Origin of the sequence: Methanoregula sp. (assembly GCF_050010295.1) — an archaeon.
Classification (GTDB): Archaea; Halobacteriota; Methanomicrobia; order Methanomicrobiales; family Methanospirillaceae; genus Methanoregula.
Map to the genome: position 1 here is coordinate 17,923 of NZ_JBEKLH010000013.1, position 15,342 is coordinate 33,264.

The 15,342-nt window shown below is 59.6% G+C and carries 15 protein-coding genes; 7 read left to right on the forward strand and 8 right to left on the reverse strand.

The window, feature by feature from the left end; translation table 11 throughout:
* Positions 1 to 33 precede the first annotated feature (33 nt).
* From ABSB80_RS12575 to ABSB80_RS12585, 3 genes are all read right to left on the reverse strand, one after another.
* A complete protein-coding gene (locus ABSB80_RS12575) occupies positions 34 to 864 on the reverse strand; it encodes a hypothetical protein (RefSeq protein ID WP_428370975.1) in 831 nt (276 codons plus the stop codon).
* A gap of 75 nt (positions 865 to 939) precedes the next feature.
* Positions 940 to 1,464, reverse strand: coding sequence for a nucleotide-binding protein (locus ABSB80_RS12580; RefSeq protein WP_428370976.1), 525 nt, complete (start codon positions 1,462 to 1,464; stop codon positions 940 to 942).
* Positions 1,465 to 1,487: 23 nt separating this feature from the next.
* Positions 1,488 to 2,387 (reverse strand): formate/nitrite transporter family protein, encoded by a 900-nt coding sequence (locus ABSB80_RS12585; protein ID WP_428370977.1) that lies wholly within the window; start codon positions 2,385 to 2,387, stop codon positions 1,488 to 1,490.
* A gap of 432 nt (positions 2,388 to 2,819) precedes the next feature.
* Between ABSB80_RS12585 and ABSB80_RS12590 the strand changes: the two genes are divergently transcribed.
* The 4 genes from ABSB80_RS12590 to ABSB80_RS12605 all read left to right on the forward strand — a co-directional run bounded on the left by ABSB80_RS12590 (position 2,820) and on the right by ABSB80_RS12605 (position 6,277).
* Positions 2,820 to 3,857 carry a histone deacetylase family protein gene (locus ABSB80_RS12590; RefSeq protein ID WP_428370978.1) on the forward strand — a complete coding sequence of 346 codons (1,038 nt, stop codon included), beginning with the start codon at positions 2,820 to 2,822 and terminating at the stop codon, positions 3,855 to 3,857.
* A 55-nt stretch (positions 3,858 to 3,912) separates the two neighbouring features.
* The gene (locus ABSB80_RS12595) at positions 3,913 to 4,365 is read left to right on the forward strand and encodes a hypothetical protein (protein ID WP_428370979.1); all 453 of its coding nucleotides are present in this window, start codon (positions 3,913 to 3,915) and stop codon (positions 4,363 to 4,365) included.
* 77 nt (positions 4,366 to 4,442) lie between these two features.
* Positions 4,443 to 5,789 carry an ATP-binding protein gene (locus tag ABSB80_RS12600; protein WP_428370980.1) on the forward strand — a complete coding sequence of 449 codons (1,347 nt, stop codon included), beginning with the start codon at positions 4,443 to 4,445 and terminating at the stop codon, positions 5,787 to 5,789.
* A complete protein-coding gene (locus ABSB80_RS12605) occupies positions 5,786 to 6,277 on the forward strand; it encodes a GNAT family N-acetyltransferase (RefSeq protein ID WP_428370981.1) in 492 nt (163 codons plus the stop codon). The genes ABSB80_RS12600 and ABSB80_RS12605 overlap by 4 nt, the downstream gene beginning before the upstream one ends.
* A 595-nt stretch (positions 6,278 to 6,872) precedes the next feature.
* On the opposite strand, the gene ABSB80_RS12610 is transcribed toward ABSB80_RS12605, so the two are convergent.
* Together ABSB80_RS12610 and ABSB80_RS12615 are read right to left on the reverse strand one after the other, a co-directional pair.
* Complete coding sequence (locus tag ABSB80_RS12610; RefSeq protein ID WP_428370982.1) at positions 6,873 to 8,126, reverse strand: Coenzyme F420 hydrogenase/dehydrogenase, beta subunit C-terminal domain; 1,254 nt, start codon at positions 8,124 to 8,126, stop codon at positions 6,873 to 6,875.
* Position 8,127: 1 nt separating this feature from the next.
* On the reverse strand, positions 8,128 to 9,987 hold the full coding sequence (locus ABSB80_RS12615) for a molybdopterin oxidoreductase family protein (protein ID WP_428370983.1): 1,860 nt from the start codon (positions 9,985 to 9,987) through the stop codon (positions 8,128 to 8,130).
* A 186-nt stretch (positions 9,988 to 10,173) separates the two neighbouring features.
* On the opposite strand from ABSB80_RS12615, the gene ABSB80_RS12620 reads away from it, so the two are divergent.
* Positions 10,174 to 10,827 (forward strand): hypothetical protein, encoded by a 654-nt coding sequence (locus tag ABSB80_RS12620; RefSeq protein ID WP_428370984.1) that lies wholly within the window; start codon positions 10,174 to 10,176, stop codon positions 10,825 to 10,827.
* Between the two features lie 340 nt (positions 10,828 to 11,167).
* Here the strand turns inward: ABSB80_RS12620 and ABSB80_RS12625 are convergent, their stop codons facing one another.
* The gene (locus ABSB80_RS12625; protein WP_428370985.1) at positions 11,168 to 12,169 is read right to left on the reverse strand and encodes a hydantoinase/oxoprolinase family protein; all 1,002 of its coding nucleotides are present in this window, start codon (positions 12,167 to 12,169) and stop codon (positions 11,168 to 11,170) included.
* Positions 12,166 to 13,053: an ATP-grasp domain-containing protein gene (locus ABSB80_RS12630; protein ID WP_428370986.1), complete on the reverse strand. Its 888-nt coding sequence runs from the start codon at positions 13,051 to 13,053 to the stop codon at positions 12,166 to 12,168. The genes ABSB80_RS12625 and ABSB80_RS12630 overlap by 4 nt, the downstream gene beginning before the upstream one ends.
* Positions 13,054 to 13,260: 207 nt before the next feature.
* Between ABSB80_RS12630 and surE the strand changes: the two genes are divergently transcribed.
* Together surE and rpiA are read left to right on the forward strand one after the other, a co-directional pair.
* A complete protein-coding gene (surE, locus tag ABSB80_RS12635) occupies positions 13,261 to 14,043 on the forward strand; it encodes a 5'/3'-nucleotidase SurE (RefSeq protein ID WP_428370987.1) in 783 nt (260 codons plus the stop codon).
* Between the two features lie 62 nt (positions 14,044 to 14,105).
* Positions 14,106 to 14,819, forward strand: a complete 714-nt coding sequence (gene rpiA, locus ABSB80_RS12640) for a ribose-5-phosphate isomerase RpiA (RefSeq protein ID WP_428370988.1) — start codon at positions 14,106 to 14,108, stop codon at positions 14,817 to 14,819.
* Here the strand turns inward: rpiA and mreA are convergent.
* Positions 14,799 to 15,173, reverse strand: coding sequence for an MreA family transcriptional regulator (mreA, locus tag ABSB80_RS12645; RefSeq protein WP_428370989.1), 375 nt, complete (start codon positions 15,171 to 15,173; stop codon positions 14,799 to 14,801). The genes rpiA and mreA overlap by 21 nt on opposite strands.
* Positions 15,174 to 15,342 lie beyond the last annotated feature (169 nt).

Sequence of the window (15,342 nt, forward strand, 5' to 3'; positions counted from 1 at the left end):
GTTCCTTCGTCACACAGCGCGGGCTGATTAAAATCACGACGCCAGTTTCAGGGCGAAGTCCTTCAGGCGCAGGAGCCGGTCGCGGTCGGCGGGAGAACGGTCCCAGGCCGCGGCATACAGGTACAGGAGTGCGTTGTACAGGGCCAGGCAATATTCCTGCTCCCGGTCCTGCACCGGAAGATCGGTGTGCGCAAGCTTCGGGCACTGTCCCGGATCAAAGGTCAGGAATGTTTCCGGGAGATCGAGTGACTGTTCCGTGTATCCCGCCTGCTCGCTGACGACGGACAGGGCACGGGTCAGGACCCCAGCTTCCGGTACCTCCACAACATCCTTCCTCAGCAGGTCCGAGACGCGGCCGGCCTCCCGGTACTCGCCCATGGAGAATCGGCAAAAAACATCGGCCGCATGGTGCGCAGCTTCCGCTGAAAGGAACGGGAAGGAACCGGCCAGCCCGTCCACGTACTGCCGGAGGGGTCCGGCAAGCACGTCACCTTCAGGCCGGGCTGCCGGCACGGCGCCGAAGCGGTACTTCAGCCGGACCAGGAGAACTGTCAGACCTGCGGCAAAGAGGAGCTGGAGCACGATCCCGGGCAGGTAGTCAGACGGCACGACAAAGAAGATGATGGCATAGATCGGCGTTGTCAGCGAGACGATGTCTTTCTTCTGCCGGATCCAGGCAAGGTAGGCGAGAATACACGAACCCAGGACAGAACCGATCGCTGCATACTGGATGCCGAAATGAAGACCGAGGCTCCAGATGAAGATCCCGGCAAGCGTTCCCCCGAACGAGAGGACGGGGACCAGAAGTTCAAGGAATGGTGTCCCGGCACTCCCGGACCGCAGGGCGGTGTCAGTACGGGTCATGGCAGGGGATCCGGGACATCCCGGTCCCGGAGGAATGTGCATTCATACCTATACCTTCCCGCACCAGACCCGGGGTCAGGACTTCTCCCCCGATTTGGCTTTTTTATCCTGTTTCCGGATCGAGACGCAGTTGACCACCGGGTCGCCGACAACCATGTACCTGCGGATGACGGATCCAAGGACTTCGACGAGATCGTCCTTGCGGATATCTTCCGGGGGGCTCGTGAACATCTTCACCGGGATCTCCCCGGTGCGGTCCGCGACCATGAACTGGGGACGGTTCAGGAACTGGAAACGTACGCTCTCGACCACTCCTTCGATCTTCACGATCTTCCCAATCATCGACTCGTTGATCATCCGGATCCTTACCGGCCGTGCTTCCCGCTCATAGACCGGTTCAAGATCCGCATACTCTTTCCTGGTCATGTAGTTGAGGGCCATCGGCATGACAAGCAGCAGGACAAGCGCGGGAAGCATCCAGTAGAGCTGGGAACGGACAGCGGGACTGGAGAAAGATGCGACGACAATGAGGAGGGCGAAGAAAACAAACACCACAATGACGAGGATCGAGATCTTTACGTCAACATTTCCGATCTTCATGAAAAAGAGTGTTTGTGGTAAATCTACTTCAGTGCTGCGATCTCTTTCCGGAACGCAACCCAGTAGAGTACACCGACAAAGAACATCCCGCCGACGATATTACCGATGGTGACGACGATAAGGTTGCTCGTCCACATGTTGACCCAGTTCACCGTGGTTGCGGTATTCGTCAGGCCCGCGGTCAGGATGCCGGCAGGGATGAAGTACATGTTGGCAACCGAGTGCTCGAACCCGCTCGAGACGAAGGCCATGATCGGGAACCAGATGCCGAAGAACTTGCCGATCAGGTCATCGGCGCAGATGCCGAGCAGGATGGCCAGGTTGACGAGCCAGTTACAGGCGACTGCCTTGAGGAACGCAGACCACATGCCCATCATTCCCACGTAACTGGTCTTTGCAACCGCGATCGCTATCGCCCTCGTTCCGAACGCAGTGATCGTTGCGGTGGTTGCCCCGGTTGTGGCATCCATGCCAAAGGACACGAACGGCCCGTTTGCCATGATATATGCCCAGACAATCGATCCGATGAAGTTTCCGATATAGACCCAGACCCACAGGTTGATGACCTGCATCCAGCTCACCTTGTGCACGAACGCCGCCACCGGGGCAAGCATTGCGTCACCGGTGAAGAGTTCCGCACCTGTCAGGACGATGATGATAAGCCCAACAGGGAACGTGGCTCCCAGGATCAACTGTGCGAACCCGGCACTTGACACACCAAATGCCAGGCCGGGTACGTCCTTGATCGCCGCTGCACTCGCAGCAATATTGGTACTGCATACCGTTGCAAGCGCACCACCCATGGCGATAAAGGCGCCGGCCAGGAACCCGCGGAGGAGCATGTTCCATGCTGGCAGGCCTACCTTGTATTTTCCGGAGTCACCTGCTTTTGCGATGATTGCTACCGGAGGATGAAATGCCATTCTTTACACACCTCTGAAATGTCCACCTATACCAGCAACGTATTATATAACATCACGTATAGGCCAAAGTAACACTTTTTTGTGTGGTTATTAATAATTTTCGAATTGTTCGCCGGACGGTCAGTGATAATGCAGGAAAAATGAGGAGACCGTGCGGGGCAGGTCAAGTAAATTCCTTTGACTTTTGCCGGAATCTGGTATAAGGGTATAAAACCCTGCAAAACAGCCGGAAAACGTGTATCCTCCGGAATTCGTCCCGGTATATGCCCGACGCGCAACCCCGTAGCAAGCTGGAATCATCCGGCATTCCGGAAAAAACGGAACGGTTGCCACCCGTCTTCCGGCTGAGGTCCGGAAGGTTTTTCCCCAAGGTTCTGCGCTCCACGTCTCAAAAAAGAGGATATATACAGGATAATCCCCCTGATAAGATCAATGAAGTGTTCAGCGATCAGCGGCCCGGTCTTTGAACAGCACAACCGTGAGGGTCACATCGAGAGCCATGACCGCCTCCTCTCCATCCTCCGTCGCCTGCCGGAGAGCGTGCCGCTGGAAGATCCCGTAGCCGCAGCCTGCGGGGAGATCGAACGCGTCCACGATCCGGGATACCTTGCATGGCTGAGGGGCCAGTGCCTGCAGCATACGGATTACGATTATGTCCGGGACACCGTGTACTCCGGGGGATATCTCGAACAGAACACTTTCATCACCGGGTTCATCGACCAGAATACCTATATCAACCCTCACTCCTACGATGTGGCGACCTATGCGGCGGGATCCGCGGTCGCCGCGATGGAGCATGCGCTCGACGGGACGAGCTGTTTTGCCCTCGTCCGTCCTCCCGGCCACCATGCTGCCGCGGCCTGGGCAATGGGGTTCTGCCTCATGAACAATGTTGCGATCGCCGCTGCAAAAGCCTTAACCCTGGTCGACCGCGTCGCCATCATCGACTGGGACGTCCACCACGGCAACGGGACGCAGGATATTTTCTCTGGCAGCGACCGCGTCCTCTACTGCTCGGTCCACCAGTCCGGTCTCTTCCCGCATACCGGGGCGCCCGGAGAGACCGGCACCGGTGCCGGAAAGGGTTTTTCGGTGAATGCCCCCCTCCTGTCGGGCTCGGGCGGTGCTGATTATTCCTGCGTCTTTTCTGAAGTCTTCCTGCCATTGCTGGAACGGATGAAGCCGGATCTGGTGATGGTCTCTGCCGGCCAGGATACCCTCTCGGACGACCCGGTCGGGGGGATGAACCTTGTGCCGGAAGACCTCGGGCATCTTACCGCCCTGCTGCTCGATGCAACCTCGCAGCCGCTTGCCCTGGTACTGGAGGGGGGGTACGGCCCGTCCCACGGCGAGGCAGTACGGCATATTTTCCGGGCATTGCAGGGATCCCCCTGCAGGAAAGAGAGCGGGGACCCGTCCCGTCATACCTCTGAGCTTGTGTCACAACTCCGCAGCCTCCACCACCTGTAAGGTGGCAGGGAGAACAAACCGTTAAACAAAAAAAGTCACGCGGAGAAGAGTCTCTATGGACAGAACTACGCGGGCCGTCCTTGTTCTGGGGCCCATCCTCACCATCGTCTTCTTTTTTATCAATATCTATCTTGCCGGCTTCGTCTTCGTGATCTTCATCACCGTCCTGATGTCCCTGCTGATCATGCAGGATTCCACATCTCTTCCGGATCTTACTGCGGCACTCAGCGAGGACGCAAAAACACTCATCCTTACCAACGTGGGAAGCGCAGCTGCGCACCGGATCCACGTCACGCTCGTGCCAGCGGATAAGGAGTTCGAGCTCCCGTCCCTCGGGGCAGATGAGTCCCACAGACACCCGCTCGGAGGAATGATGACGGAACTGAAAGTGGTGATCCGGTTTGAGAATAACGAGGGGCGGGAATTTTCGCAGTCGTTCCTGCTCTCGGCGCTGGGCGGGAATTACGACCCCCTGAAGCCCCTGCTCCCCCTTTTCGGGTGGAAATGATCGCAGTTTTCCGGGAGTGTGCGACCCCGGGGTTTTAAATAGCAGCATTTTCATAGATCCGAACCAGCGGGATCACGATGGAACTGCAAAGGAGACTGGAACGGATATTCCGGGACGACCGGGCGTGGCTTCTTCTCCTGGCCCTTGCCACGGCAGTAAGCCTGACCGGTAACCTTTTCGGGCTGCTCTACCAGGTCACCATCGTCGCCCCCCACCTCCTGTATTTCCCCATCATCATCGCATCGTACCGCTTCCCGCGGAGGGGGGTTCTGTTCGCCTCCTGCATCGGCCTTGTCTATGTTGTCATGGTCTGCCTGGTCCCGCCCCCGGCAGCGGGCGGGATCATCCCGGCGGCAGCACGGTTCGTGGTCCTTGTCGCCATCGGCTGGGTAGTGGCGTACCTCTCCCTGAACCTGAAGGAACAGGAAGAGCGGTACCGCGGGCTGTTCGATCACTCCGAGGCCGGCTCCTTCCTCGTCCGGCTCGACGGCCCCGTCCCGATCATCGAGGACGCCAATTTCCGGGGGGCGGAGATCCTCGGCACCCGTGCCGCGGAGATGGCGGGAGAACCCTTCCGGACGTTCTGGGACGACCCCGGTAACCTGGAGGAGTTCATCAGCGGGATCCGGAAGGACGGGGCCCGGTATTCCCATGAGGCCCGGCTGGTCAGGAAGGACGGGGCGCATGTCGAGGGCATCCTCTCGGCCGGCGCGGTATCGGACTCGGAATTCATCGTGACCCTTGTCGACATCACGGACCGGAAACGCACCGAAGACGCGTTCCGGCAGGCCAACCGGGAGCTCAACCTCCTCTCGGGCGTCACAAGGAACGACCTGCTGGGCGTGACCGGGCGGCTGTCGGAGATGCTAAAATCAGGAAAAGAGCGATGCCAGAGCCCCGAGGCCCGGGACCTCGCAGGCAGGCTGTGGGAGCCGGTGCGGTATATCCGGCGGCGCCTCGAGTTGACGAAATACTACCAGGACCTTGGAGCGGAAGAGCCGGTCTGGCACCATGTCCGGGAGGTCATCCTGAACGAGGCTTCCCGGTCAGACCCCGGGACTGTCTCGCTCAGGGTCTGGACCGAACGGCTGGAGATCTACGCCGACCGGCTGCTGAAGAACGTCTTTTCCAACCTCCTCGACAACGCGGTGAGGCACGGGAAGGGTGCAACGGACATTGTCGTGACCTACCGGCTTGCGGGGGACGGGCTGGACCTGGTTGTCGAGGACAACGGCCCCGGCATCCCGGACACCGACAAGGAAGCGATCTTCGAGTACGGGTCGGAGAAGCACCCGGGCCTCGGCCTCTTCATCGACCGGGAGATCCTCGGGGTGACAGGGATCAGCATCACGGAGACCGGGGTACCGGGCAGCGGTGCGCGGTTTGAGATCCATATCCCCGCAGGAGCGTTCAGGATAGTATGACGGGTGAGGCAGGTGCACGGGAACTGGGAAGCGACGAGTTTGGGCTCGCCGAAAAACTCTGGGAGGACTACCACCAGACGAAAGGTGACCCGTCGATCGACCGGGTATTCGGGGTCTTCTCCGGCAATGCCCTTGTCAGCGTCGCCCGCTGCCGGCGCCACCCGGACGGGTACGAGGTCGACGGGGTCTTCACACCGGAAGACCGGAGGGGGCACGGGTACGCGAAGGCCGCGGTCGCCGCCCTTGTCGAGGCCTGCCACCATGATCTTCTCTACATGCACGCGGTCCTCGGGCTCGTCCCTTTTTACCAGGAATTCGGTTTTGAGCCGATCGACGAGAACGAGTTACCGCCCAGCATAAAAGCGCGGTTCGCATTCGCACTCGGGGAGATGGAAGGGTCCAACGTCCGCCCGATGAGGCGCGGACCGGGACTGAAGCTGGCGGAGTTCAGGGAACTGCTGGAAGGATCAGGCCGGAGAAGGAACTGAAAATAGGGACCGGTTCCAGGCACGATGGATCCTGGTAAAAAATAAAGTGATTATCAATAATCGGTCGCCGATGCAGTGATAATCTCATATTTTTTGTCTTTGGAAATCCATTTTCGGGTATCATGATTACCCCCTCTTGCGCCACCAGTCCCCCAAGGGGGACGGGGCGCATTGGGATGGCATCAGAACAGGTAATACCGCACTATCGCATCGGATAGGTCCCCATGACGCGATAGTCTCTCAGAAGATCGGCAGAAAAATCTCAAGAAAACCGGAGGATTAATGGACGGGGGTCAAGGGGATGCACCCCTTGGGATGATTGAGTAGTCAGCAGACTACGAAATCGAGAAGATGCTTCGCATCTTCGCTGCCTCCCCCTCCGGGGAGATTGCTGTTCCCGAAGGGAAGAGCAGGCTGGAGAAGAACCTAAAGGTTCTTCGATCTCCGAAGAGGTTCAACAGGACCTCGAGGATAAGAAGAACTCATCAGAGTTCTTCGACTTGAGAGAGGGGGTCACCCTCATAGCCTATTCATGCATTTTACAAAATATGAACACGAGCAGGTTTTCTATAGAGCAGAAAAGGAAAAAAAAAATTTAGTGTTTTTTAAGTGGGTTGAAGACGTTTTCGTAGATCATATCGCTGCCGGTGTTGTGCAGCCGCTCGCGCTCCACCTTCTCCTCTGCGTATGCGAGGATCGGGAGCTCCATCGAGATACCCGGGGTATGGCCGAACATCTTCTCGAGTTCCACCTGCTGGGCGTGCATGAAGAGTGCGTTCGGGATCTCCGCCGGGCAGAGTTCCTGGCACTGGCCGCAGTTCACGCAGGACGGGGCGATGTGGGCGAAGCGGATGAGGTGGAACATGAAGTTCGGGGGCACTTCGCCGGGAGTGACGTAGGACGGGTTCTTGGTGGTGCAGTCGACACAGTAGCAGATCGGGCAGGCCGAGATGCAGGAGTAGCACTTGATGCAGCGGGAGGTCTCGGCCATGATCTTTTTGAGCCGGTCCTTGCCCTCGCCGAGCGCCTCGAAATCTTTCTTGCGCCACTTGTCGCCGAGCTTCATCATTGCGCCCTCGACTTTGCCGCGGATGTCGAGGCCCTTCGGGTTTGCCGGCTCCGTTGCGAGGACGCCGGATTTTACTGCGCCGGAGAGGAGGTTTGCACCCTTCTCTGAGCAGACCTCCACGAACGTGGCCTTGCCGGCCTTCTCGCCGATGACACCCCAGTTCCCGCAGGCGAGGTCTGCCTGGCGGGGGACTTTCATCTTGCAGCGGCGGCAGTTGCTGCGCCGCCCGTAGCCGTGCTCTTCGAGCTCGTCCACGGAGATGCCCTTGTGGCCGCCCTCGTACTCGATGATGAACTGGCCCTTGTCGATCTCTTCCTTGTGGACCTTGTCCGGGTCTACGCCGTACTTGTCGGCGATCATCTTCCGGGCGAGGACCGGGCTGACCGAGCCACCGCAGTTGACCCCTATCATGACGACGTTGTCGAGGTTGATCTGCTTGCGCTTGGCCAGTTCGTAGAACGCCATCGCGTCGCAGCCCTTGACGGTGACACCGATCTTCATGGTCTCGGCGCCGTCGAGGTACTTCTTCACCAGTTTTGGCAGGAGGAGGGTACCGCAGTGGAGCGATCCTGCCGTCTTGGCGAGATCGGCCGCATTCCTGACAAGGGTCGGCTTTGCATCGTAGAGATCCTTGCCCCGGGAGATGACGAGCACCGCGTCGACAGCCTTGGACTCGAGCGCGTGCTTCCAGAGCGCGGTGACCGCGCCACCGAGCTCGGCCTTCTTCTTGATCTCCGCATCATTGGTCCATGCATACAGCATGTCGCCTTTCTTTGCCATGTTATGCTCCCTCCGTTACTTTCTCGACTTTGACCGCCGCAGCCGCAAAGGTTGCCGGCATGGAGACGACACCCTTCTTGATATCTGCGGTGACCCTGGCCTCGAGGACTGCGCTGCCGCCCTTGCCGCTCACCCTGACCGGATGGCCGCTCGTGATCCCGAGGGACTTTGCATCCTCCTTGTTGATGGAGACTGCCGGGTTGGGCCATTCGCGGACAATGGAGGCGGTGTTGACGGACAGGGTGCCCATGGGCCACTGGGCGGCGACCATGAACGGGAACTCTGCGCTGACTGCTTCGCCTGCCTTGAAGTCAACGGCGGCAAAGGCTGCCTTGCCATCCCCGGTCGCGAACTTGTCGGCATACAGGAATGCCGTGCCGAACGCCCCGCCTGCTGCCGGCCACTGGACGGCCTCGGGCTGCTCGAGCTTCGCGTAGGTGATCCCTGCATAGGCGGGGACTGCCTTTGCAATCTCGTTGAAGATCGCCTCTGCGTCCTTGAAGGCGAACTCCTTCTCGTGTCCCATGGCCCTGGCGAGTTCGGCAACGATCTGCCAGTCTGCCCTGGAGGACCCGACCGGCTCGACTGCCTTCCGCACTCTCTGGACACGGCGCTCGGCGTTGGTGACGGTGCCATCGCGCTCTGCAAAGGAGGCAGAGGGCAGGACAACGTTTGCCTTCGCTGCAGTCTCGGTCATGAAGAGGTCCTGGACAACGAGGAAGTCAAGCTTGCCGAGGGCGTCGGTGACATGGGCGCCTGCGGAGGCGATGTTCTCGCCGACTACGTAGAGCGCCTTGATCTTGCCGGCTGCTGCCGCGTCGATCATGGCCGGGACGGTCAGGCCGCCCTCGCCGGGGACTGCACCGACATCGGCTGCTCCCTGTGCATTGCTCTTGCCGCGGAGGAGGTTGACACCGGAACCGGCCTTGCCGACATTGCCCGTAACCATCTGGAGGTTTGCGACTGCCCGGATGAGGTCTCCCGAGCCTGCCCCTGCGGAAGTGACGACTGCCGCGGGTTGGGCTGCTGCAAAGATCTCGGCTGCCCTGGTGACGACGTCAGCGGATATACCGCAGATCTTGGCGACCGCGTCGGGGGTTGCGGAGGCTGCGGCTGCCCTGCACTTTTCGTAGTCCTTCGTCTTCCTGGCTATGAAGTCCTTGTCCTCCTTACCGGCTTTGACGATCGCGCTGATGATGCCGTTGACCAGTGCGACACCGGTGCCCGGGTTGCAGGCGATGTGAAGGTCGGCGATCTTTGCCGTTGCCGTGGTGCGGGCGTCGGCGACGATGATCTTTGCGCCGTTCTGCTGGGCGATGATCACCCTGCGGCCGGCAAGCGGGTTCTCCGCAAGCGGGTCGCTGCCCACGACAAGGATTGCCTTTGCCTCGCTCAGGTCGGCGAGGGAGTTGGTGGTTGCGCCGGCGCCGAAAGCGTCAGCGAGTCCCCTGACTGCGTCGGCATTGCAACGGCGGCCGCAGTAGTCGATATTGGCGGTCTTCAGCACGTTTGCCGCGAAGTTCTTCAAGACAAAAGAGTCCTCGTTGGTGTTCCGTGCGGAGGCGACAACCCCGATTGCGTCTCCCTTGACGGCCTTGAACGCGGCGGCGATCTCCTTATACGCGTCTTCCCAGCTGGCCTCGACAAACTTCCCGTCCTTCCTGATCAGGGGAGCGGTGAGACGCGCGGGGTTGTTGACAAACTCGAACGACTTGTTCCCGCGGATGCAGACCTTCCCTTCGTTGACCGGGTTGCGGTGCCAGGGGGAGATCCCGGCAACGATGCCGTCCCTGACGACAAGGTTGATCCCGCAGCCGTTGCCGCAATAGGGGCAGGTGCTTGGTACGTAATTGAAATCCATGTTCTGTCCTCAAACAAACAGGGTTCCACCTGATCGTATTTAATGTTACGTAAAACGTACATCAAATTGATGAATACCGGTGGGTATATGAGCTATGTACTATATTTCTTATAACAAGCCGGACGGGTAAACCTGTTTACATGCCGGCAAAAATGAAAGAACAGTCAGGTTCCCTGAGTGCCCACCATGAGACCCCCCCGCATCCCGCCGATGGTCAGAGATCTGGTACAGACCACCCTCTCCTCGTTTGACGGGATCGAATTCACCGGATTGTCCCGATGCCCGAAGTGCGGGGGACCGCTGCAGGGCTATGACACGAGACAGAAAAAATTTGCTGTGCTCAGGGAGCACGACCAGGAATACACCATTACCGTCCGCGTGAAAAGATTTACCTGCAAGACATGCAGCAGCCTCTGTTATGCCGATGAACCGTTTTATCCCGATACCCGCATCGGGTCACCGGTCGTTGATATTTTTTCCACGCTCTCGACCACGATGCCACCCAGCCGGGCTGCCCGGGTGATCGATGCCATGGGGATTGTCGTCGATCGCACGACCTGGCGGAATTACGCGGGACGGAATTTCGGGGATATCCCGACCGCGGACGTATTCGGGATGAGGCTCCCGTTCTCACTTCTCTCCCTCTCCACCCTCGCCGCCCGGATCCCGGAGGGGGGTCGCATCCCAGGGGCAGAAGCGCTCGCTGCCTGTGGTTTCCCATCCGCACAGGGGGCAAGTCCTGACCGTCCTCCTGCGGCCGAAAAAGGGCGCAAGCGGGATGAAGAGGAAGACGAAGAAGAACGGCAGGCCCAGGTACCAGAGGAGAACGGTGACCGCTAAGGAGCCTGCGAGCAGGAGGAGGCTCAGCTTCCAGGGTTTCATGGGAGTCCGGTGATGGAACGGTCGGGCGACGGGTTCATAGGCTTTTTTCCTTACAGTGTGTAGGTGAATTTCCAAATAAAAACAACCTGCCGAAGAGTAAGATAGGGTAGGATTGTTCCTTGCGAGGTCTCCCCGCCTCAGGGCCTCTCCGAGGACTGACGAAGGAGGTCGAGAAGGTCTCAAAGACCTTCGAGGCGCGGCGGGGCATGGAGGTTTACGGGATATCGCCTTTCTAGAAATCCATTTTTATTGAATGATTCGTTGATATTCTTCAAAGTTATGAGCATGACCCCCTCTCTCAAGTCGAAGAACCCTCCGGGTTCTTCTCCAGCCTGCTCTTCCCTTCGGGAACAGCAGTCTCCCCGGAAAATATCCCGTCCCTCACCGCGATCTCCCGTACGGCAAACGCCGGCAGGGCATCGGCGGCAGGGCCCAGTTCCTGCGTGAGGTCGGTGCCGCCCAGTTCGCGGGCAAAAATCGGGGCCCCGATGCCCGCGACAATAATCTCACGGGTACGGGAATCCTGCGCAACTTTTCTCACCTGGCCGCACACCAGCTCCCGCTGGATGTCCCAGAACTGCCGGGCGATCTCCATCGCACCCTCCGCACCAATCTCATCGAGGTCGGCACAGACCACCCGGGCAAGCCTCCGCAGCGATGCTGCAGGGGTCTTCTCCTTCCGGTCAGGCGTATCGCAGCTGTAGAGGGCGGCGGGTATATGGCCGAGGACGAGGTGGGCATCGGCGCCCGTCGCGAAATATTCCGTGCTGACCGGTGTCCAGACACCCGCAAGGTCCACGGACCGGAGGAGCGTGGCGATGTTCGTGCGGAGCATGCCGGTATACAGGAGATATCCCTTCTGGAGCCGCAGGAGATCGGTGAGGCCGTGCAGTTCCGGGAACCGCCCGAGGGGGATGATATCGGCCGTCGTGCTCCCGATGTCCAGCAGTACGGCGCCGGGGTGGCGTGTCCTGAGATAGTCCGCAGAAGCAAGCCAGTTGGCAGCAGCAAGGAAAGGGGATGCCCCCTCATGGAACCGGGAGTCCGTGCCATAGAACTTCGCCCGTGGAAATGCAGCCTTCACGGCACCCACGATGAATGAGATCCCCTGCGCCTTGTTCTCAAAACAGTCGGCAAGCTCCCCGCTCATCACGACAGCCGCAGGATCGGCCGGCTCCTGCACGTAGCGCAGGAGGCAGTCCGTGACGGGCGCCTCCTCCCAGAGGGGGCAGTAGTGGAGGTGGACGCCATTTTTGTCAACAACCTTGAGATTCGCGCCCCCGACATCGATCCCGATCACAGCTGCGTCACCTTCCCGTGCGTATCGAACCGGACGCTTCCCTTCAGGTGGACCCCAGCCGGCCCTTCGCCTTTCGAGGCTGAGATGAGGAGGTCGGCGATCTCCTCTTCCATGCAGGCGGCAATCCCCACGAGGCTCGTCGTGATCCGCGGATTCACGTCAACGACATAGACCTTGTCCGCGACCACGACATCGATCCCGCAATACCCCTGGCAGCCGAGCACCTCCGCTGCCTTTCTGGCCACGCCGGTAATCTCGTCTTCGCGGGCCGGGTGGACAGGCGTCTCCCCGCCACAGTACCGGAATGACCCGTCCCCGGCAATCCCGATGAGCTGCCGGTTGACCGCAAGGACAGCCGCGGGATTTCCCGTGAAGTAGAGGCAGGCGTCCCCGATGACACGGTTGGAGACGATGCTGACCGATAAGTGTTCTCCGTCAATGTACTCCTGGCAGAACTCTCCTTCGCCCGGTTCGCCGTCCGACAGCCTGACACCCTGCGAGCCGCAGCCCTTCACCGGTTTGATCACCCGCTTCCCGGTACCCGCATCGCCGGGGACCGGGATACCGTGGCTCCGCAGGACTTTTCCGGTCTGCACCTTATTCGCACAGAGAGCGGCCGTCATGAACCCGCAGCCGAGGTTGTGGGTGTGCTGCTCGAGGAGCATCGTGAACCCCGCGAGCATCCCGTCCGGTGCGATCACGAGCCCCATATCGCAGCCGGGAGCGAGGCGTTCGATCTCCGATGCAAAGTCACCGCTCCCGACAAGGACCGGTTCGTGGCCGCAGCGCGTGAAGCTCCGGGTAAGGACATCGAGCATTGCCCTGCCCTCGCGGGCCAGGGCGGGGTCATGGGCAGTGGTGTATTCGGCGAGCAGGACCTTCATCCCCCGTACATACGCTGTCCGTGAAAATTACCCTATCCGATCGGTGAACCATCGCAGGTTCCGCCCGATTTCACAACCGGCAGTAGGTACATGACCGGGACTGGTCGTTGGGTGAAATGCGGGGGAACTCCCTTGAGAGAAGACCGGAAAGGAATAAGAGGCAGGTCTCCGACTTTATGTGTGGAGAAGAAGCAAGGGACGATGCATATGAGACCTTCCATCCTGCTGACCAATGACGACGGCGTGAGCTCGATCGGGCTCTGGGCGGCGTACGAAGCCCTCGTTCCCATCGCGGACGTGACGGTCGTCGCCCCGGCCACCCAGCAGAGCGCAGTCGGCAGGTCGATCTCGATCTTCGAGCCGCTGCGGGCAAACCAGGTCGTGCTGAACGGGGTGCCTGCGTGGGCTGTGGCCGGCAAGCCGACCGATGCCGTTATCATCGGGCTGTATGCACTCAAACTCAACCCGACGATGGTTGTGAGCGGGATCAATATCGGAGAGAACCTCTCGTTCGAGTCCATCATGACATCCGGGACGGTCGGGGCGGCACTGGAAGCCTCGAACCAGGGGGTCAAGGGCATCGCCTTCTCGCTTCAGGTCGAGGACCAGGGCGACAAGTTCGACGACCCCCGCACGCACGGCCAGAGTTTCGATGCGGCAAAGAAGATCGTACGCGACGTCGTCGATCGCGTGCTCGCGCACGGGTTTCCTCCCGATGCGGACGTGATCAACGTGAACATCCCTTCGAAGGTGAGAGGCGGCTACGAGGTGACCCGCCTTGCCCGGAAGCTCTTCCACACCGGCGTGGAAAAACGGCTCGACCCCCGCGGCCGCCCGTATTTCTGGATCAACGGCCCCCTCTTCACCGACGCCGGGGAGGGGACCGATGTCCATTCCGTCAGGGAAGGCAACGTCTCGATAACCCCGGTCACCCTCGACTGCACGGCCCACAGGGCCCACGAGGACACCAGGAAGATCTTTTTATCCTGACGCCCGGGCCCTGCCCGGAATCACCAGTTTTAATTATTCCCGCACCGATACGTATCACTTGCATGGATGAGAAAGTGAGGGCCCTTACGGCGGCAAAGAGCGCGGCCGGCTATCATGCCGCGGATATGGTGGAAGACGGCATGGTGATCGGGCTTGGCACCGGTTCGACCGTGTATTACATGATCGAGCGGCTCTCGTCCCGGGTCCGGGAAGGGCTGAAGATATCGGGGGTCCCCACATCCTACCAGACCGCCATGCGTGCCCGTGAATATGCCATCCCGCTGACCACGCTCGATGACAACCCGGTCATCGATATCGCAATTGACGGCGCCGACGAGGTCGGCCCCGGCCTGAACCTGATCAAGGGGCGCGGGGCCGCCCACACGCGGGAGAAATGCGTGGCGGCTGCCGCATTCCGGTTCGTCGTCATCGTTGACGAGCAGAAAGTGGTTCCCCGGCTTGGTGCCCCGGTACCGGTGGAAGTGATCCCGTTTGCTGTCCGCCCGGTCATGACCCAGCTCAGGGGGTTCGGGTGCCGCCCGGTCATCCGCGAGGGGGTCAGAAAAGACGGCCCGGTCATAACGGACAACGGGAATTTTATCCTTGACTGCACGTTTGCAGAGATCGCACGGCCCGCTGAGCTCGAAGCGGCACTTGCTTCTGTGCCGGGAGTCGTGGAGAGCGGACTCTTCACCGGCTTTGCGGACAAGACCACCGTGATCGTCGGTGGCGAAAAAAAGTGCAGGATTGTTACTTCAGCGGATGTAGTCCCGTAACTTCTGGACCAGGGCGAGCTGGTTGTTTGCTTCCTTCTTCTTCTCTTTCTCGATGTTGTCCATGATCTCGTTGATGGGTTTGGCCAGCTCGTAAATCTTGACCGGGCGCCCCTTGCTCTCCGCCTTGCTCTCCCTGCTCGAGATCCAGTTCTGCTCGATCAGGTAGCGCATCGCGATGCTGACTTCCGGCTGGCGGAGGTCGGTCCCGCGTTCGATGGCGCGTGATGTCGCCTCGGATGTGTTTGCAAGGAATACCAGCACCTTTGCAACATTCCGTTTCGTTCCGATCTCGATGAGGAGATTTGCAAACTCCTCTTCCTTTTCAGTAAAATACATTACGTTCTCTGTTCTCATGCATCACATCCAGATTTTTTAAACTACCTAGTATATATTTATCTAAATGAGGATATATAGGCTCCGTTATTGTCAGGCAATGGCCGGTTGTTTATATATTATGAACCGGGGCAATATATGCAGTATCATAACAGTTAAATAAAAAATAAAATTGGACCTCCGGGACGTA

Excerpts from the sequence above, each read along its gene's own strand:
- ABSB80_RS12575 (WP_428370975.1), bottom strand. The coding sequence starts at position 864 with ATGACCCGTACTGACACCGCCCTGCGGTCCGGGAGTGCCGGGACACCA.
- ABSB80_RS12595 (WP_428370979.1), top strand. The coding sequence starts at position 3,913 with ATGGACAGAACTACGCGGGCCGTCCTTGTTCTGGGGCCCATCCTCACC.
- ABSB80_RS12620 (WP_428370984.1), top strand. The coding sequence starts at position 10,174 with ATGAGACCCCCCCGCATCCCGCCGATGGTCAGAGATCTGGTACAGACC.
- ABSB80_RS12580 (WP_428370976.1), bottom strand. The coding sequence starts at position 1,464 with ATGAAGATCGGAAATGTTGACGTAAAGATCTCGATCCTCGTCATTGTG.
- ABSB80_RS12610 (WP_428370982.1), bottom strand. The coding sequence starts at position 8,126 with ATGGCAAAGAAAGGCGACATGCTGTATGCATGGACCAATGATGCGGAG.
- rpiA (WP_428370988.1), top strand. The coding sequence starts at position 14,106 with ATGGATGAGAAAGTGAGGGCCCTTACGGCGGCAAAGAGCGCGGCCGGC.
- ABSB80_RS12630 (WP_428370986.1), bottom strand. The coding sequence starts at position 13,053 with ATGAAGGTCCTGCTCGCCGAATACACCACTGCCCATGACCCCGCCCTG.
- ABSB80_RS12590 (WP_428370978.1), top strand. The coding sequence starts at position 2,820 with ATGAAGTGTTCAGCGATCAGCGGCCCGGTCTTTGAACAGCACAACCGT.
- mreA (WP_428370989.1), bottom strand. The coding sequence starts at position 15,173 with ATGAGAACAGAGAACGTAATGTATTTTACTGAAAAGGAAGAGGAGTTT.
- surE (WP_428370987.1), top strand. The coding sequence starts at position 13,261 with ATGAGACCTTCCATCCTGCTGACCAATGACGACGGCGTGAGCTCGATC.
- ABSB80_RS12600 (WP_428370980.1), top strand. The coding sequence starts at position 4,443 with ATGGAACTGCAAAGGAGACTGGAACGGATATTCCGGGACGACCGGGCG.
- ABSB80_RS12605 (WP_428370981.1), top strand. The coding sequence starts at position 5,786 with ATGACGGGTGAGGCAGGTGCACGGGAACTGGGAAGCGACGAGTTTGGG.
- ABSB80_RS12585 (WP_428370977.1), bottom strand. The coding sequence starts at position 2,387 with ATGGCATTTCATCCTCCGGTAGCAATCATCGCAAAAGCAGGTGACTCC.
- ABSB80_RS12615 (WP_428370983.1), bottom strand. The coding sequence starts at position 9,987 with ATGGATTTCAATTACGTACCAAGCACCTGCCCCTATTGCGGCAACGGC.